The organism is Acinetobacter legionensis, from assembly GCF_048551735.1.
Taxonomy (GTDB): Bacteria; Pseudomonadota; Gammaproteobacteria; order Pseudomonadales; family Moraxellaceae; genus Acinetobacter.
The window spans coordinates 1-16,583 of record NZ_JBIMBV010000035.1; the positions used below are offsets into that span (position 1 = coordinate 1).

Here is a 16,583-nt window from a genome sequence, read left to right on the forward strand (position 1 = left end):
ATCCTTTCGTAAGCAGTTAGTTGGTTAATAACTAAACCTCCTTCGGGAGGTTTTTTATTGGGTGAAGATTATGACATGCCAAGGCTGTGAACAACGTCGAGAATGGATAAGGAAGCAAAGTGAACGAGCAAAAGAACGAATGCGGTTGTGTTTGCAGCGCCTTACTGGTCAAGCTGGTAGAGATGAACAATCAAGTGATGCAACAAAGCTACAAGGTAATCGAACAGAACAATCAACTCATTCAGATCAACAACGAACAGGCAGCACAGATTAATCACTTGCTTGAGCATTTGGATTTAGATGGTGAGAGTGAGAGTTCAGTGTATTTGGATGGGTGAGGTATGTTTGAATCAATTAAGAAGTGGTTTCAAAGGCCTAAGGTTATCAACATTAATTTTGAAGCTGTACCTAGTGATACAAAGCTAGGAGTGTTGACCACAACAGAAAGGCTTAATGCAGAACATGCTACTCAGATTAAGGCAGCTTGGTCTAAATACAATAATGATTTTAAGGTTGTGGTTTTATCTGATGGTATCTCATTGCAAGCACTGAGTGATGAGGATCTTAAGGCGATTGGATTGATTCGTGCAGACTTTGGTGGTGAGCGATATGAGTAGAGCCTTGATATTGAAACGAGTAGCTAACAATAAGAAGTGTGTTGCTATTCATGATGCTGAAACTGGTGAGATTTTAGCTGATCAATTGTCTTGTGAGATTGTGAATAAACCAGATGAGCCGCTTCATGCAATCGTCAAGATTGGATTGTGCGGAATCAATAAGATAGTTGGTGATGATGATGTCCCGTCCATGCCGTGAATGGGGTTGCCCAAACCTTGTTAAGTCACGCAGTCAGAAAGGTTATTGCGATGATCATGCATCTAAACGTAGCAATTGGAACAAGCGACCAGAGCGAACAGGATCAACCACAGAACGAGGCTATGGTCATGCATGGCGTAAGCTGCGTGAAGTTGTATTGAAGCGTGATAACTATCTGTGTGTGCAGTGTGGAAAGGATGGACGTTTGGCTGAGGCTACAGATGTCGATCACATATTGAATAAGGCCAAAGGTGGTACGGATTCAATTGATAATCTTCAATCGCTGTGTGACTCGTGCCATAAAATCAAAACTGCAAATGAATGAGAATTATTCTCAAATAAGGGAGGGGGAGGTGAAAAGTTCAAAGCTTTTGCCGAAATGACCGCCCCCTTAACCATTTTTTTACGCATGCGAAATTAAAAATTGAGGGTCTTGACATGGGTGGGCGAAATGCGGTAGCAGGGGCAGGACGGAAACCAAAAGTCAAAGCAACTGGTGATACTGATTTTGATAATGTTTTTGATATTGATGTACCGTTTCACTTAGAGCACATGGATCAAGCGGTCACAATGTGGAAGTCTATTATTCCTGAATTGCTAAAAAGAAAAATATTAAAACTTACAGATATGCACAATGTTGAAATGTTTTGTATGGCTTATCACAACCTACGTGAAGCTCAGCACGAAGTTGTTTTATATGGAATTACTTTACAAACAGAATCAGGCAGAGTTAAAAATCCCGCTTTAACTGCTGTCAATGAAGCTTCAAAGCAAATCGCTCAATTTGGCTCAATGTTAGGTCTAGACCCTGCATCACGTACACGCTTATTGGGTGGTGGTGGAAAGCCTAAGAACAACCCATTCGCAGAGGTAATGAACATGTAGTGAGGCCATTAAATGACAGCTTTCCCGAATGTTGATATTGCAAATAAGTGGGCTAAGCAAGTCGTTTTAAATAAAATCCCTGCATGTAAATGGGTTAAATTAGCCTGTGAACGCCACTTAAATGACTTAAAAAATAGTAAAAATAAAGATTTTTTATATAAATTTGACCCTAAATTAGCTGAAAAAAAGATAGCTTTCATTGAATTGTTGCCCCATACAAAAGGTGAGTGGGCAATGAAAAGAATGAAGCTAAGACTAGAGCCTTGGCAGAAATTTGGAATTGCTTGTACTTTCGGCTGGGTTCGTAAAAAGGATGGTTATCGTCGATTCAGGGAATCTTATTGGGAAATTCCACGTAAAATTGGTAAGTCAGCAATTGCAGCTGGTGTTGCTCTCAATATGTTTGCCAATGATGGTGAATCGGGCAGTGAGGTTTACGCTGGCGCGACAACTGAAAAACAAGCATGGGAAGTATTTAAACCAGCGCGATTAATGGCAGTACGTTCACCTGATTTTGTTGAAGCTGCGGGAATACAGATAAATGCTGGTAGTCTAGAAATTCCAGATGATGGCTCATTGTTTGAAACCATAGTGGGTGATCCACCAGATGGTCAATCACCACATTGCGCCATTATTGATGAATATCATGAGCATCAAACCAATGCACAATATGACACCATGCAAACAGGTATGGGGGCGCGTCGTCAGCCATTGATGTTTGTTATTACAACATCAGGTTTCAATATTGATGGTCCTTGTCACGACTTGCGTTTACGTATTCAAGACATGTTGCTAGGAACAGTGCCAGATGATGAGTTGTTTGGATTTATATGGACCATTGATGAGGGTGATGATTGGACAGATCCCAAGGTATTAGCCAAGGCCAATCCAAATTACGATGTTTCTGTTTATGGCGATTACCTTGAGTCACAGCAACGTAAGGCAATAAATAATCCATCTCGTCAAAATACATTCAAGACTAAGCATTTAAATATTTGGGTTTCTGCGCGTGAGCAGTACTTCAATATGGAAAAGTGGAATGCTTGTTCAGATAAAACCTTAAAGCTTAGTGATTTTGCTGAAGATAAATGTGTGATGCCATTAGATTTGGCATCAAAGATCGATATTTGTGCGCGAATCAATTTGTTTTGGCGAATCATAGATGGAAAGGTGCATTACTACTGTATTTCACCAAACTTCTATTTGCCACATGAAACAGTATTTGAAGGTGATGAAAAAGCACTTTTAGATCGGTACCAGAAATGGGACAACATGGGGCTTTTAGATGTTCATGAGGGTGCTGAAACTGATTTAGATTTAGTGGCTTCGGATTTAATCTCTGATTCGAAAAGTCTTTCAGTTATTGAGGTTCCTTACGACAACTGGGGTGCACGTTTAATTGCCAAACAGATTAATGATAGTGGTCTTGAAGCTGTTGAAGTAGCAAAGAACACTAAAAACTTTTCACCACCAATGAAAGAACTTGTCGCTGCAATTGCTTCAGGTCGATTTCATCATGACGGAAATCCTATTCTGTCTTGGATGGTTGGCAATGTGATCAGCAAACCAGACGCAAACAACAATGATTATCCCCGTAAACAGAAAAACATCTTCAAGATTGATGGAGCTGTGTGTTTGCTTATGGGGATTAATCGAATATTAGCTTTAGCTGGTGAGCCTGAGAAATACAGCGTCCATTTTGTATAAATAAATCCAACTCAATAACCGCCTTAATTGGCGGTTTTTCATTTTAAGGAGAGCCAGATGCCAGCTCTAAAAAAATCATTTGGCTCTTTTGAAATTAAGAGCACAAATGATGAAAAGCGAACCTTTAAAGGTATAGCAAGCACACCTAATTCAGATCGAGCAAAAGACATCATGGTTCCGAGTGGTGCCAAGTTTGAATTGCCACTGCCATTACTTTTTCATCATGAACATAGTGCACCAATTGGTCAGGTAATTGATGCCAAAGTCACAGATAAAGGCATTGAAGTTGAAATTCATCTTCCTGAAATTGCTGAAGAAGGCAACTTAAAAGCCCGAGTCGATGAAGCCTATCAAAGCCTTAAATATGGATTAGTCAAAGGTCTATCTGTGGGCTTCTTGGCTGATTGGGAGCAAGCCGAATTCATCAAAGGTGGTGGCATCCAATTCAACGACTGGGAGTGGTACGAGCTTTCACTTGTGACAATTCCATGCAATCGAGAGAGTGCGACAGATTATTCAAAAGCTTTCGAGGAATACAAAGCCGCGTTGGGCAAAGAACCTCAGAAAACCGTTTCAGATGGCGTTTCATCTGAGCAAAAACACGTAATTGTAAAACTTAATAGCCCAACAAAGGGTGGAGTAAAATTAGTATGAATAAATATTTAAAACAGCTTCTTGATGCTTTGGCTGCTAAGAATCTTGAACTTCAAGGGCATATGACTAAATCACTAGATGCTGGTCAAACTCCTGATGAAGATACAGAAGCAGCGATTCAGGCTGTTGAAAAAGAAATCGAAGCAATTGAAAAGAATATTGCCCGTGTTCGCAAACAGATTGAAGAAGCAGATAAAGCTGCGAAAACAGCTACACCAGTTGATGGTCAATCTGAACAAGGCGCCAAAGATACTGCAGAAGGCAAAACAACTAAAACGGTTGTTACTACTTCGTCAAATCTTCCAAAAGGTGTTCCGTTCGCTCAGTTTGCCCGCGCAAAAATGCTTGCTTGCCATGAGCAAAAGCAAGGCAACATTCTTACAGTTGTGGAAGCTGCAAAACAACTTGGTTATAGCCAAGATACGATTCAGTATATTGAGAAAGCAACACTTGGTACAACGACTGATGCTGGATTTGCAGCACCTTTAGTTCAGCAAGATACATATAAGGGTGATTTCCTTGAATTGCTTCGTAATGCGACAATCTTTGATAAATTGAAAGGTTTTCGCTCTGTTCCATTTAATGTGAAAATTAACGGACAATTAACTGGTGGTACCGCTTCTTGGGTGGGTGAAGGTCAGAAAAAGCCTTTAACCAATCCAACTTTTGGCAGTATTGAAATTAAAGAGCATAAACTTGCCGCAATCACTGTTTACACGCAAGAACTTCTTCGTCGAGCAGATCCAGCAATTGACCAGCTTGTATTAAATGATTTGATTGAAGCAACGAAAGTATTAATTGATACAACTTTCCTTGGTGCACAAGCACAAACCGATACCACTCCTGCAGGTGTATTAAATGGCGTGACTGCAATTACGTCTACAGGCACAACTGCTGCGCAAATCGAAGCAGACTTATTGAAGTTAATCGAAACTTTCATTACAGCAAACTTAAGCACTGACAATGCTTATTTCTTAATGAGCGAAACTCGCGCAATGCAATATGCTTTGCTTCGTGATCCTTTAGGGAATACGTATTTTAACGGCATGACCTTTGCTGGTGCTGCACGCACATTATTGGGTATTCCAGTAGTTACCTCTCAATCAGTAGGGGATAAAGTAATTCTTGTGAAAATGAGTGAATTACTGATTGCTCAAGATGGTGGCGTTGATGTTGCTTATAGCGATCAAGCAACACTTACGGATGGCTCAACCACACACAACTTATGGCAAGAAAACAAGTTTGCCATTCGTGTAGAGAAGTTTATTACTTGGGCTAAACGTCGTGCAATTGCATCTGCATTTATCGATTACTCAAGTCAAGGTGGTGGTGCTTAATAAGCCCTAAGTCGAACTTAAAAAAACAGCTCCTTAATTGGGGCTGTTTTCATATCTAAGCAATCAAAATGTTTAGCTATGGGAACAGTCTATGAAAATTAAATATTTAAAAGAAACTCATGATTCAAAAGTCGGTGATGTGAAGGAAATTCCAGATATTCAGGCGAATGTACTTGTGAAACTGAATATTGCTGAGAATTACCAAGAACAAAAGAAGCCAGTACCGAAGGCAAAACCATCTAAAACTGAAGAATAAAGGCGGATAAAATGGGATTTTTTGACAGACTATTTCGTAAAAAATCGCTATCGTCTGTCAATTCGGGCGGTGGTTGGACATCTCTATTTATACACGAGCCTTATTCTGGTGCTTGGCAGAAGAATGATGAGCTATCTATTGAAGATATGTCTGCATTCTATGCTGTATTTGCTTGTATTTCGCTGATTAGTAAAGACATGGGGAAAATGCCTATTCTTTTAAAGCGAATGCAAAATGGCGTTCTTGTCAATGTTGATATACCTAAAGAATTAAGCTTGTTCAAAAAGCCAAATAAGTATCAAACTTGGCAGCAATTCAATGAATTTTGGACAACATCTCTTTTACGTCGGGGAAATGCGTATGTTTTAAAACAACGAGATGCATTCGGGAATATCTTTCGATTATTGGTTCTGAATCCTGATCATGTTAAACCGCTTGTAGATGATAAAGGCAACGTATTTTACCAACTTGGCACTGATCAACTTAATCAAACTGAATCAACAATTTTGCCAGCCTCTGAAATAATCCATGATCGTATTAACTGCTTGTATCATCCGCTTGTAGGATTATCACCATTGATTGCATGTGGTGTAGCTGCTGGTATTGGATTAAATATTCAAAGCAACTCAAGCCGATTCTTCGGCAATATGAGTAGACCAAGTGGTATTTTGACTGCACCAGGTCCTATTGTAGAAGCAAAGGCAAAAGAAATCGGCGCAGCATGGAATGCAAACTATTCAGGGCAAAATATTGGAAAAACTGCTGTACTGGGTGACGATTTAAAATACCAGCCAATTACTATGTCAGCCGCAGAAGCTCAGATGATGGAACAATTAGAGATGTCAGCGCGTACTGTATGTGTTGCATTTAATGTGCATCCTTACAAAATTGGCTTAGTTGATGTGAATACCTCAGTAAAGATTAGTGATCAAAATGAGACTTACTTTTCTGACTGTCTGCAGAGTTATGTTGAATCTCGTGAAAATCTACTCGATGAAGGTTTGAATCTTGAATCCTTTAATGTTGAATCTTTTTTTGATATTGAAACTCTCATTCGAATGGATTCAACCAGCCAAATGAATCGACTTAAAGAGGGTGTTGGTGCTGCAATCATGACACCTAATGAAGCGCGTCAAAAGCTTGGTTATCAGCCATTAGAGGGTGGTGACACGGTTTATATGCAACAGCAGAACTTCTCACTAGAAGCATTATCCAAACGAGATGCTAAAGACGATCCATTTGGTAAATCTGACACATCAAAACAGCCTGTAGCAGAACCAAAATCGCTTTATAAAGGTGTTTTTAGTCAAAAATCTAGTTATGAGGTGGGTGATTTCGTCACTAAGAATGGCTCACTCTGGCATTGCGAAAAGGCTCATTCTGGCGAATTTAATCATGAAAACTTCAAATTAGCTCAAAAGAAATGGGGTGATGAATGAGTATTGTTAGCTTAGAAACCCTAAAAGAGCATTTGCGCTATGACGATGATGACAATGACTTGATGTTACAGGGTTATTTGGACGCAGCGGATTCTGTGGTTAAAAACTACATCACAGATGAGTTTGAATCTGAATATCCCAAGGCAATTCATCAAGCCATTTTATTGTTATGTGGATTTTGGGATAAGCACCGTAATGCTGAGAGTGAAACACCAGTAAACGGTAATTATCTTCCAATGCCTGTGCAGTCTTTATTGTTTCATTATCGAAAACCTACTGCGATTTGAGGTGAATTATGGGACAGCGAGCAGGCGAACTACTCCACCGAGTTACCATCCAACACAAAATCACGCCAGTTGATGAATATAACAATGAACTTGAGCCTATTTGGTCTGAATACAAAAAGCTATGGTCTAAGGTTGAGTTCCTATCTGTAAAAGACACAATAAATGCCAAAGCAGCAGGATCAGAAACGAATGCGCGCTTAAAGATTCGCAAACGTACCGATATCACCACTGAAATGCGCGTGTTATGGAAAGATCAGACTTTTCAGATTGTTTCACCACCTAAACCTGACAATGAAAACGCTGAAATTTATGTGACTTTTGAGTTGAAACTATTGGGGTAGATATGGCAGATATTCAATTCAACATCCAAGGACTTGAACAACTCCAATCCAAGCTAGAACGCCTCAATAATCCGCGCAAAGTAAAATCAATGGTTCGCAAGTCATTAAGACAAGCCGCGAATATCGTTCGTGATTCAGCGCGTAATAATGCCAAGTTGATTGATGATCCTGAAACACGCGAGAAGATTTGGAAAAACATTAGTGTGCAAGGTGGGAAAACAAGAAACTTCAGTGATATTAAAATCCGAGTTGGTGTGAGAGGTGGTGCGTCATTCTCAAACCCTAACCCACCTAATTTAAGTGGTGGTGATACAAGGCACTGGCGTTGGGTTGAATTTGGATCTGTAAATAATCCAGCCGTACCATTCATGCGTCCAGCACTGGCCAATAATATCGAGCCTGTAACAGACAAGTTTGTTCAAATGTTGAATGACGAAATTGACAAAGCTTTAGCGAGTGGATCATGAACATTTTACCTATATTCAAAACACTGCAATCGTCACCTGATGTTGTTGCATTAGTTAACAATCGAATCTATGAAGATATTGCGCCAAATGGAACAAAATTTCCTTATGTAATTTGGTCTTTGGTAGGCGGTGTACCTAATCACAATTTGGATTGTCCACCAAAGATTGATCATCTAACTTATCAATTGGTTGTTTACGACACACAGGCAACCAGAGCCTCAAGTATTAGAAAAGCAATCAGTGCTGTATTAGATCCGCTTTGTACAATCACAAACCTACATTCGAACCATGTCGAACGTGTTGCTGATACCAATATTTTTGGAAGAGGTTTTGATGCAAATTGGTGGTTTGATAGATAAACACTAAACATAAAGAATTTTTAACCTAGACCTCCTTAATTGGAGGTTTTTTTATGCCTAAAGAGGAGATCTACTCATGGCAGAAACTAAAACGCAGGGTACGCAAGTATTCACTGTAGTCAACGGGGCGATTGTTCGTTTTGTCTGCCCTAAAAACTTTAAATTTGGTCAAGATTCTTTCGGGAAGATTGATGTCACTTGTCTTGATGCGGAAAGTAAGCAATATGTCCGTGGGATTCGTGATCCGGGTGAGGCAGGTATTGGTATCAATTTAGATGATGAAAATGCAAGTCACATCGAATTGTTGAAAATTGCTGAATCTGGTGAAGTTAAAGACTGGTATGTTGGATCAAGCCATTCAAAAACACCACCAACTTACACGGTTGGAAGTGGAATTAATCTCCCTGAAGATCGTAACTGGTGGTCATTTAAAGGTTATATGAATGATACTGCACCAAACGATATTGAAGTTGATGCAGTCATTAACTATGACTTCACCATTGTTCGTACTTCAAAAGTAACTATGACTCGTCGTGAGGTGACACCATAATGGCTAAGTTGACATTACAAGCCACTCAAAAGGCTGTAGGCATTGGTACTTTTGTTGAGAAAACCATTAAATTTCTTGATTTAGAGGGCAAAGAATTTACAGGGGAAGTACTTGTAAAGATTCTCACCCATGATGAAGTGGCCACTGCAACCGATGTTTGGAAGGTGAAAAATAGTACTGGGCTAACTGTTGATCAGTACCGTAAAGCTTTACTTCATCAAATCATTTATGAAGATGAAAAAACTAAATTCTTCCCAAAAATTAATGACACAGGTTTAGTTTCATCAGAAGTGATTGATGCCCTATATGAAGCAGCTGATTCGGTGGTGAACTTCTCGGGAAAGAATTGGATCTCAACCAAGGAGAAGAATTCTGGTGTGAGCTTGTCATCAACGGCATCGGTGGAAGAACAATAACTGAAGCCAAAGCCAATATCTCAAACCCTGAATTGATGTTATGGAGATCCTATCGTAAAAAATATGGATCTCTATTTTTTGGTCGTCGGATTGAGCAAGCGGCTGGCAATATGATGGCTTTTTATGCAAGAAATAATACTTCAGAACAGTACAGGCACTTGATTGATGCGTTTAACTATATGCCTCATGAAGAAAGCAAAATACAGAAAGATGAAGTCACGCTTGAGGATTACATGGAAAGCCTTTGTGCAGAGTAAATCTAACCTCCCTCGGGAGGTTTCTTTTTAACCCAATAATTAGTATCTTGGTCTAAATATATAATTTAGGGTGGGGTATGGGTAAAATATTATTGATATTAATTATGGGGCTTACTCCATCATTTTGTTTCGCAGAAACAAATGTTAATAAAAATTTTTGCAAAACACTATCTGAGAAAACAAAAGTTATCATGGAGCTTAGGCAGGATGGAGTTAATATAAATAGGCTTTATGAAAATATTGAGAATGTACCACCTGATCTTAAAGAAATTCTAGACAATATAATTATTGATGCTTATCAAACTAGAAAATACTCTTCAAGCACAATGAAAGATGAAGCTGTAAATGAATTTGTAAACAGGTGGTATCTTGCCTGCAGAAAAGCTGGATTTAAAAGTTAACCAAACCGCCACTAGGCGGTTTTTTTACGCCTAGAGGAAATGAAAATGGCAACAAAACTAGGATCATTAACACTTGATTTGATTTGTCGTACAGGCAATTTTACTCAGGGTATGCGTGACGCTTCCAATACAGCTAGTCGAGAATTAGGACGTATTGAGCAAAGCACAAATGGCGCAACTAAAGCAATAAAAGGGTTAGCAGTTGCAGCATTAGGATCATTCTCAATTCATCAAGTTATTGCTTATACAGATAGCTATACAAACTTACAAAACAGATTAAAGCTTGTTACTAATTCTCAGCAAGAGTTAAGTACTGCAACACAAGATACCTTTAATATCGCTCAAGCCACAGCGCAATCTTGGGGTTCGGTTGCGCAAGTTTATCAACGTTTTGCTGAAAACTCTTCACGTCTTGGTATCACCATGCAGCAAACAGCTTCATTGACTGATACGGTTTCAAAAGCCATTTCAATTTCAGGTGCGAGCGCAGCGAGTGCAGAAGCAGCGTTGATGCAGTTCGGACAGGCTTTAGCTTCAGGTGTATTGCGTGGGGAAGAATTTAACAGTATCGCAGAACAAGCCCCAGCATTATTAAAAGCAATCGCAACAGGCTTAGGGGTAAACATTGGCGAACTGCGTAAAATGGCAGGCGAAGGCCAATTAACTGGTGATGTTGTAATCAAAGCCCTTAATAATGCCAAAACATCTGTAGACAATCTATTTTCTAAAACAGATTTTACAATTGCTCAATCATTTACACAGTTAAATGATTCTGTCACTAAATTTGTTGGTGAGGCTGGTTCAGGCTCAGGGGCGGCAAAAACTTTAGCATCATCTATAAAAATGGTTGCTGATAATATTGAGCCGATTGCCAACACAGGTGCGGCTATTGCAGTTGGGGTTTTAGCAAAAGCAATGGTAGGCGCGACAGTGTCCGCAACGAATGCAACATACTCGTTGTTTGCGAAAATTCATGCGACTCTTTCAGAAAGACAAGCAAACATTGCTGCAACTCAGGCAGAAGTAGCATCTGCAACTGCAGAGGCTCGAAGCACTGAAATCACATTAATAAACGCCAAAGCAACGCATACGCAAATCATGGCTGAAATCGAACTTGAAAAAGTTAGATTATCACAGCAGATTACGAATCAGGGTCGCATGGCAACCATGACTCGTATGGCTCAACTTGGACAATTACAAGCACAGGTTGCGCTAGAAATCGCTGCTGCCGAAACAGCACAAAGTGCATCTTCAGCAAGATTATCTGCCGCACTTACAGCTCAAGCAGCAGTTACAAGTAGATTAGCGTTAGGTAAAGCTGCACTAATGACCTTATTTAGTCCTATGGGTATTGCTATAGCCGCTACAGCTGCGGCTTTTTATTATTTGAGCAGTAGTGCAGAAGAGGTCAAAGAGTCCTTAGCAACTCAATCTGACTCAGTTGAAAATTTAACCAAGAAATATCTAGAGTTAAATTCTGTACAAGCTCAGGTTGAAAGTGTTCGTTTGCGTAAAGAGATTGATAGTCAAAATGATTCAATTGATGATGCAGCAAGCTCAATGACTAGATTTGCTTATCTTCAAAAAGAACTGTTTAAAATCTCTGGTAATGATTATGTTCAATATAAGCAGGCTATTGAATCCATTAAAACTGGTGCTGGTGATGCAAGTGCTATTTTGCAAAAAATGGTAATTTCAGGGAGGTTTTCTCAAGATCAGATTGATAAACTTGTTGAGTATTCGGGTGCTGTAGCTGATGCAAGAAAAAATATCAATCAAAATAAAACAGCTTTAGATTTACTGTCTCAGACATCAGGTGCTCACACTGTTGTTAATGAAAAGTTAAACCAACAAATAGCAACTCAATCTGAATTAACTAAAATCGCAACTAAAGACTTTCTAGACTTAAAAAACGGTCTTGTTGATTCTCTTGAAGCTCAAGTTGAATATGTAAGATTAAATGGTGGCAGTGAACAGCAAATTACTAACCTAAATAAAGTAATTAAAGATTATTCACTAAACCAAATTTCAGCAACAAATGCTGTTAAGCGGTTTAATGGTATAGCTGAATTACCAAACAGTATTCTGAGCAGTTTGCAAAACTATGCTACCAAAACAGACAAGTCTAAAGTAGAAGTGAATCTTCTTGCTGGTAAGGTTAAGGAACTAAATGGATTAACTGGAAACTCAGTGAAATCTACAGATGAGCGAACGGCAGCACATGAGCGAGAAAAGAGCGCCATTGAAGGAACTAAAAAGGCTTATGCTGAATATAGTAAAACCGCCTTATCGAACATTAAGGAAATGGCTGCTAGAGCACAAATGCAGAAAATGAGGTTTAGTGAAAATCAAATTGCAGAACGAATGGCAGTTCTAAAAGCACTTAATTTTGATCCAACCCTTGCACACTCTAAAACTGGCATTGAGATGAAGAAGATTGCAGATATATCTGCAAAAATGAAAGATACAGAGGATGCCAAAGCTGATGCGATTAAAGCTCAAAATAAGCAGCTTGAGGAGCAATCAAAAGCCTTAAAAGTTAATGCATTAGTTGCTTCCAACGCATTAAAGGCAAATGCGACAGCATTGGAAACAGTCAATAAATTACCAAAAGGGTTGTTGTCAGCTGTAAATATGGTTGAATCACCAAATAGCAATACTGCCACTAGCCCAGTGGGTGCAGGTGGCCCAATGCAATTTATGCCTACTACAGCAGATCAGTATAAAGTTGACATTAAGAGTGTTGAATCCAGTTATAGGGGCGCATCCAAATACCTTAAAGATTTATTAAAAATGTTTGATGGTGACCTTGAAAATGCCCTAAGAGCTTATAACTGGGGTCAGGGCAATATGCAGAACTTTTTAAAGTATGGTTCTGGCATGAAAAAAGTTGGGGGTAAATGGCAAGAGGGATATTTTGCTGATCGACCCATGCCTAAGGAAACACGTGAGTATTCAGGCAAAGTCATGAGCTATATGGCTGGTGCAAGTGGACAAAAATTTGACGCCAGTTATACAGTTAATGACTATTTTAAAAGTGTAGATTCAGCAACTGCAGCACTAAAAAAACTTGAAGACGAAAAGAAAACTCTCATAGAGTTCTACAACGATTGGCAAAAACTTGAAAATGATAACACTAAACAGGTTAAAGATATTCAAGAAAAATTTGCCAACGATCCAGTGGTAAGGGATCGCCTATTAGCATTGCAATCTAAAGCTTATCAGGAAGATGTAGAAAACTACATTAAAGCTGGTGATGATCGAGTAAAAGCTGATTATCAAGCAACACAAGAGATTATTGCTGCTCGTCAAGCTGCATTCGACAACATCAATAATCCTCTTTACTCAATAAGAGATAAAGGGGTTGAGGCAATTGCTCAATCTTCTTTAAGTCCACTCGCTTATCAGAAATGGGATTTAAATAGACAGCAGCAGGATGGTTTTTCTCAACTTGGTGATGATTTAAATACTGGATCTTTAGCAATAAGCAAAAGTGACATTTTGAGTGAGCAAGAGAAGAAGGATAAATTACTTCAGATCGAGCAAGAATACCAAGATGCAAAACTTGCACTGGCGCAAACCTATGACCAACAACATCGAGACCTTGAAGATCAAACTCAAGCCGCATCCTTGGCAGGATATGGCGCAATGTTTGGGATGATGGGGTCAATGTTTGATGCTTATGGTGATAAGGAGAGTACGGGTTATAAAGTTGCGTTTGCAATGCAGAAAGCCTTTGTTTTATCGAGTGCGATTCTGAATGCTAAAGGCGCAGTAATGGCAGCTTGGAATGATCCAGCCAATACAACCATTTGGCAGAAAATGGCAGCGGCAGCAGCTACAGTCGTTCAAACAAATGATCTAATGTCTGCAATCCAAGGTGTTGCCTTAACTGGTATGGCCCACGATGGTATCGCTAATGTCCCTGAAGAAGGCACATGGTTATTAAGCAAGGGTGAGCGTGTCTTAAATCCACAAGACAATAAAGCACTTACCAATATGATTAATAATGGCGGTGGAGGTGGAGACGTCTCAATCCAAGTAAACGTCACCGACTCAGGCGTAAATACTTCAGGTGGTAATACTCAAAACCAAAAGCAACTTGGTGATGCGATTGGCAATGCTGTACGAGCCGTGATTATTCAAGAGAAACGCCAAGGGGGATTATTATCTAAATGAGCAACCGTAAATTCACGCACTGCCAAAACTTTGAAGGTAACTCTCAATCCAATACATTTAAGGTCTTAACCAGCAAATTTGGTGATGGTTATGAACAAAATGCATCGGTGGGGATTAACAATAAGTCAGGTGTTTGGCAATTCTCTAAAAATGGTAAAGAGGCTTTAATTCGAGAGATTAAGGCCTTTTTTGATGATCATAAGGGTGCTGATTCATTTCTATGGGATTCACCCTTAGATGGCGAGGTTCGTGTCAAAGCTGGTGAATATCAATTGGTATCATTAGGCGCTGGCATGTGGCAAATCTCAACAACCTTTACCCAAGTTTTTTACCCTTAAATCTAATCAACTTCACGCCCCACTCGTTGGGGCTTTTTAGTGAGAAAAATATGGCTATTCAAACAATTAATTTAGGAACAGCACCGAGTGGCGCAGGTGGTGACACTTTTCGTTCGACTGGCACCAAAGTAAATGAAAACTTCACCAATAACACGCACGCTGCGAGTCGATATGTCGGTACAGCTGCTGGCAATGTAATGGAGGTAGGGGCGTTTGGGTTAGGTAAAAAGATTCTTGGTGATTTATCAATGTCTGATGTTTCTTCGAAAAACCCAACAGAGCTCTATAACTTTTTAGCGGTTAAAGGTGGTGGGTATGATTGCTATTACAATGTAAATAATGGGCAAGGTAGTGGAACTCCAGAGGGATATGGTGCGATTCGGGGTTATCACATTACAAATAACAATTATTCATATAGTTGGCAAATATTTTCAGGTGTTGATGGAAAAAACCATTACATTCGCTCAGCATCTAGCGCAACAACATGGGGTGCTTGGTTCAAGTTTTTAACAAGTTCAAATACATCTACTGATTCAAATGGCTTTATTAAAGCAGCTTCACCCATTGTTAAGCTTTTTGCGGAAAAAATAGAACCCAATGATGAGGCATTAGAACAAGAACCTGTATTTGAAAAAGTAGATATTGGTCATTACCTGTTAAAAAATACAGAAGGTTTCTCTGTTAATGGCTGGTATATCGAGATGCCAAAAGATGCTAATGGAAATGTTTTGGTAGCCGTGCAATATCAGCAACTTGAAGATAAAACCATTGAAGTTAAAACCTTTGCTAAAAAGTTTGATGAAGAAACAGGTGATATTGTCCCTAATCTTGAAAAGCCTCGTGATATTCCAATGGGGCGTTGGATCGACATTCGATTAAAAGAATTACCAAAGCCTGAAATTGAAATTTCAAATACACCTGCAGATTTTCAACCAACTAACTTGGCTCAAGCTGTAGCGGAGGCATTGAAAAATGACTCTGAACAGTGATTTTCAAAAGCTATATGTAGATGGATTAATCACATTATTTGAGTTAGACGCCAGCGCTTTAGGTGCTGGCGTTTTGCGTTTCCATGGGCATATTTCATTTGAAGACTGGGAAAAGATTTATAGCTCAATTGGTTCGGATGGGTTGATGGGTGCGGATACTGGATCTATTGGTAAAGTCTTTGATGTGGGTAATGAAAAACAATGGCAACGTAATATCATCTTTGATGGTCAGACATTTGAACCGATGGCGTTGCAAGTCAGTGGTTTAGAAATGCGAAGTGATGGTAAGGCTTCCGCACCTACTTTAAGTATGTCCAACAATATTAATGGTATTCAAGGTGCAGTCACTGCATATTGTTTGCAGTTTGGCGACTTTGCAGGTGCAAAGATCAAAGTCATCACCACCTTAGCCAAATATCTGGATGCAGAAAACTTTAGTACTGGGAATACCAGTGCGAATTCAAGCGAGAAACGTGAGCAGATTTGGTTTATTGAACAAAAGACTTCTGAAAATGCTCAGCAAGTGACTTTTGAACTTTCTAATCCAGTGGATTTTGAAGGGCTAAAGATTCCTACACGACAAATCTCAAACTACTGCAATTGGGAATATCGAAGTGAAGAATGTGGCTATATCGGTGCTGAAATGTTTACCGAGAAAGATGAGCCGACAGACAATCCAGCTTTAGATCGATGCAGTTTTAGAACATCAGGGTGCAACTGCCGTAAAAATGAGCTTCGTTTTGGTGGATTCCCTGCTTCTTCAATGGTGTAAAAATGAAATTAAATAAAAAACTCAAAGCAGCGATTTTATCTCATGCTGAACAATGTTTCGCCGCAGAATGTTGCGGGGTTATTGTTTCAGGTGAGTATATTCCATGCCGTAATGTCGCTGAAAAAGGTCAGTT

Annotated in this window: 22 protein-coding genes and 1 pseudogene; all 23 read left to right on the plus strand. The window is 39.4% G+C overall.

What is annotated here, in order from left to right:
- Positions 1–61 precede the first annotated feature (61 nt).
- On the plus strand, positions 62–274 hold the full coding sequence (locus ACG9ZL_RS20190; protein ID WP_419258681.1) for a hypothetical protein: 213 nt from the start codon (positions 62–64) through the stop codon (positions 272–274).
- A gap of 67 nt (positions 275–341) precedes the next feature.
- Complete coding sequence (locus ACG9ZL_RS20195) at positions 342–617, plus strand: hypothetical protein (protein ID WP_034616728.1); 276 nt, start codon at positions 342–344, stop codon at positions 615–617.
- On the plus strand, positions 610–816 hold the full coding sequence (locus ACG9ZL_RS20200) for a hypothetical protein (protein WP_419361566.1): 207 nt from the start codon (positions 610–612) through the stop codon (positions 814–816). The genes ACG9ZL_RS20195 and ACG9ZL_RS20200 overlap by 8 nt, the downstream gene beginning before the upstream one ends.
- Positions 797–1,141 (plus strand): HNH endonuclease, encoded by a 345-nt coding sequence (locus ACG9ZL_RS20205; protein ID WP_419361569.1) that lies wholly within the window; start codon positions 797–799, stop codon positions 1,139–1,141. Before ACG9ZL_RS20200 ends, ACG9ZL_RS20205 begins: the two co-directional genes overlap by 20 nt.
- Before the next feature lie 113 nt (positions 1,142–1,254).
- On the plus strand, positions 1,255–1,701 hold the full coding sequence (locus ACG9ZL_RS20210) for a phage terminase small subunit P27 family (RefSeq protein ID WP_419361572.1): 447 nt from the start codon (positions 1,255–1,257) through the stop codon (positions 1,699–1,701).
- A 12-nt stretch (positions 1,702–1,713) separates the two neighbouring features.
- Complete coding sequence (locus ACG9ZL_RS20215) at positions 1,714–3,408, plus strand: terminase large subunit (RefSeq protein WP_419361575.1); 1,695 nt, start codon at positions 1,714–1,716, stop codon at positions 3,406–3,408.
- Positions 3,409–3,465: 57 nt separating this feature from the next.
- Positions 3,466–4,062, plus strand: coding sequence for an HK97 family phage prohead protease (locus ACG9ZL_RS20220; RefSeq protein WP_419361578.1), 597 nt, complete (start codon positions 3,466–3,468; stop codon positions 4,060–4,062).
- Complete coding sequence (locus tag ACG9ZL_RS20225; protein ID WP_419361581.1) at positions 4,059–5,399, plus strand: phage major capsid protein; 1,341 nt, start codon at positions 4,059–4,061, stop codon at positions 5,397–5,399. The genes ACG9ZL_RS20220 and ACG9ZL_RS20225 overlap by 4 nt, the downstream gene beginning before the upstream one ends.
- 91 nt (positions 5,400–5,490) lie before the next feature.
- Positions 5,491–5,655: a hypothetical protein gene (locus ACG9ZL_RS20230; protein WP_419361583.1), complete on the plus strand. Its 165-nt coding sequence runs from the start codon at positions 5,491–5,493 to the stop codon at positions 5,653–5,655.
- 11 nt (positions 5,656–5,666) lie between these two features.
- Positions 5,667–7,094 (plus strand): phage portal protein, encoded by a 1,428-nt coding sequence (locus ACG9ZL_RS20235; RefSeq protein ID WP_419361586.1) that lies wholly within the window; start codon positions 5,667–5,669, stop codon positions 7,092–7,094.
- Positions 7,091–7,381, plus strand: a complete 291-nt coding sequence (locus ACG9ZL_RS20240) for a head-tail connector protein (RefSeq protein ID WP_234622632.1) — start codon at positions 7,091–7,093, stop codon at positions 7,379–7,381. The genes ACG9ZL_RS20235 and ACG9ZL_RS20240 overlap by 4 nt, the downstream gene beginning before the upstream one ends.
- Before the next feature lie 8 nt (positions 7,382–7,389).
- Positions 7,390–7,722: a phage head closure protein gene (locus ACG9ZL_RS20245; RefSeq protein ID WP_419361589.1), complete on the plus strand. Its 333-nt coding sequence runs from the start codon at positions 7,390–7,392 to the stop codon at positions 7,720–7,722.
- A gap of 2 nt (positions 7,723–7,724) precedes the next feature.
- The gene (locus ACG9ZL_RS20250) at positions 7,725–8,189 is read left to right on the plus strand and encodes an HK97-gp10 family putative phage morphogenesis protein (protein WP_419361591.1); all 465 of its coding nucleotides are present in this window, start codon (positions 7,725–7,727) and stop codon (positions 8,187–8,189) included.
- On the plus strand, positions 8,186–8,548 hold the full coding sequence (locus tag ACG9ZL_RS20255) for a DUF3168 domain-containing protein (protein WP_419361594.1): 363 nt from the start codon (positions 8,186–8,188) through the stop codon (positions 8,546–8,548). Before ACG9ZL_RS20250 ends, ACG9ZL_RS20255 begins: the two co-directional genes overlap by 4 nt.
- A 76-nt stretch (positions 8,549–8,624) precedes the next feature.
- Entirely contained in the window at positions 8,625–9,098 is a 474-nt protein-coding gene (locus tag ACG9ZL_RS20260) for a phage tail tube protein (RefSeq protein ID WP_180644724.1), read from the plus strand.
- Positions 9,098–9,514 carry a hypothetical protein gene (locus tag ACG9ZL_RS20265; RefSeq protein WP_419318722.1) on the plus strand — a complete coding sequence of 139 codons (417 nt, stop codon included), beginning with the start codon at positions 9,098–9,100 and terminating at the stop codon, positions 9,512–9,514. Before ACG9ZL_RS20260 ends, ACG9ZL_RS20265 begins: the two co-directional genes overlap by 1 nt.
- 35 nt (positions 9,515–9,549) lie before the next feature.
- The gene (locus ACG9ZL_RS20270; RefSeq protein ID WP_419361597.1) at positions 9,550–9,771 is read left to right on the plus strand and encodes a hypothetical protein; all 222 of its coding nucleotides are present in this window, start codon (positions 9,550–9,552) and stop codon (positions 9,769–9,771) included.
- 77 nt (positions 9,772–9,848) lie between these two features.
- Complete coding sequence (locus tag ACG9ZL_RS20275; RefSeq protein ID WP_419361600.1) at positions 9,849–10,172, plus strand: hypothetical protein; 324 nt, start codon at positions 9,849–9,851, stop codon at positions 10,170–10,172.
- Between the two features lie 45 nt (positions 10,173–10,217).
- Positions 10,218–14,351, plus strand: coding sequence for a tape measure protein (locus tag ACG9ZL_RS20280; RefSeq protein WP_419361603.1), 4,134 nt, complete (start codon positions 10,218–10,220; stop codon positions 14,349–14,351).
- A complete protein-coding gene (locus ACG9ZL_RS20285; protein ID WP_419361606.1) occupies positions 14,348–14,689 on the plus strand; it encodes a phage tail protein in 342 nt (113 codons plus the stop codon). The genes ACG9ZL_RS20280 and ACG9ZL_RS20285 overlap by 4 nt, the downstream gene beginning before the upstream one ends.
- A gap of 50 nt (positions 14,690–14,739) precedes the next feature.
- Complete coding sequence (locus ACG9ZL_RS20290) at positions 14,740–15,678, plus strand: pyocin knob domain-containing protein (protein WP_419361608.1); 939 nt, start codon at positions 14,740–14,742, stop codon at positions 15,676–15,678.
- Positions 15,662–16,450, plus strand: coding sequence for a phage minor tail protein L (locus tag ACG9ZL_RS20295; protein ID WP_419361611.1), 789 nt, complete (start codon positions 15,662–15,664; stop codon positions 16,448–16,450). Before ACG9ZL_RS20290 ends, ACG9ZL_RS20295 begins: the two co-directional genes overlap by 17 nt.
- Positions 16,451–16,452: 2 nt before the next feature.
- Positions 16,453–16,583, plus strand: a pseudogene (locus ACG9ZL_RS20300) (C40 family peptidase); the annotation flags it as partial.

Bases quoted from the DNA above. Each gene is read 5' to 3' on its own strand.
- ACG9ZL_RS20195 (WP_034616728.1), top strand. From the start codon at position 342: ATGTTTGAATCAATTAAGAAGTGGTTTCAAAGGCCTAAGGTTATCAAC.
- ACG9ZL_RS20200 (WP_419361566.1), top strand. From the start codon at position 610: ATGAGTAGAGCCTTGATATTGAAACGAGTAGCTAACAATAAGAAGTGT.
- ACG9ZL_RS20205 (WP_419361569.1), top strand. From the start codon at position 797: ATGTCCCGTCCATGCCGTGAATGGGGTTGCCCAAACCTTGTTAAGTCA.
- ACG9ZL_RS20210 (WP_419361572.1), top strand. From the start codon at position 1,255: ATGGGTGGGCGAAATGCGGTAGCAGGGGCAGGACGGAAACCAAAAGTC.
- ACG9ZL_RS20215 (WP_419361575.1), top strand. From the start codon at position 1,714: ATGACAGCTTTCCCGAATGTTGATATTGCAAATAAGTGGGCTAAGCAA.
- ACG9ZL_RS20220 (WP_419361578.1), top strand. From the start codon at position 3,466: ATGCCAGCTCTAAAAAAATCATTTGGCTCTTTTGAAATTAAGAGCACA.
- ACG9ZL_RS20225 (WP_419361581.1), top strand. From the start codon at position 4,059: ATGAATAAATATTTAAAACAGCTTCTTGATGCTTTGGCTGCTAAGAAT.
- ACG9ZL_RS20230 (WP_419361583.1), top strand. From the start codon at position 5,491: ATGAAAATTAAATATTTAAAAGAAACTCATGATTCAAAAGTCGGTGAT.
- ACG9ZL_RS20235 (WP_419361586.1), top strand. From the start codon at position 5,667: ATGGGATTTTTTGACAGACTATTTCGTAAAAAATCGCTATCGTCTGTC.
- ACG9ZL_RS20240 (WP_234622632.1), top strand. From the start codon at position 7,091: ATGAGTATTGTTAGCTTAGAAACCCTAAAAGAGCATTTGCGCTATGAC.
- ACG9ZL_RS20245 (WP_419361589.1), top strand. From the start codon at position 7,390: ATGGGACAGCGAGCAGGCGAACTACTCCACCGAGTTACCATCCAACAC.
- ACG9ZL_RS20250 (WP_419361591.1), top strand. From the start codon at position 7,725: ATGGCAGATATTCAATTCAACATCCAAGGACTTGAACAACTCCAATCC.
- ACG9ZL_RS20255 (WP_419361594.1), top strand. From the start codon at position 8,186: ATGAACATTTTACCTATATTCAAAACACTGCAATCGTCACCTGATGTT.
- ACG9ZL_RS20260 (WP_180644724.1), top strand. From the start codon at position 8,625: ATGGCAGAAACTAAAACGCAGGGTACGCAAGTATTCACTGTAGTCAAC.
- ACG9ZL_RS20265 (WP_419318722.1), top strand. From the start codon at position 9,098: ATGGCTAAGTTGACATTACAAGCCACTCAAAAGGCTGTAGGCATTGGT.
- ACG9ZL_RS20270 (WP_419361597.1), top strand. From the start codon at position 9,550: ATGTTATGGAGATCCTATCGTAAAAAATATGGATCTCTATTTTTTGGT.
- ACG9ZL_RS20275 (WP_419361600.1), top strand. From the start codon at position 9,849: ATGGGTAAAATATTATTGATATTAATTATGGGGCTTACTCCATCATTT.
- ACG9ZL_RS20280 (WP_419361603.1), top strand. From the start codon at position 10,218: ATGGCAACAAAACTAGGATCATTAACACTTGATTTGATTTGTCGTACA.
- ACG9ZL_RS20285 (WP_419361606.1), top strand. From the start codon at position 14,348: ATGAGCAACCGTAAATTCACGCACTGCCAAAACTTTGAAGGTAACTCT.
- ACG9ZL_RS20290 (WP_419361608.1), top strand. From the start codon at position 14,740: ATGGCTATTCAAACAATTAATTTAGGAACAGCACCGAGTGGCGCAGGT.
- ACG9ZL_RS20295 (WP_419361611.1), top strand. From the start codon at position 15,662: ATGACTCTGAACAGTGATTTTCAAAAGCTATATGTAGATGGATTAATC.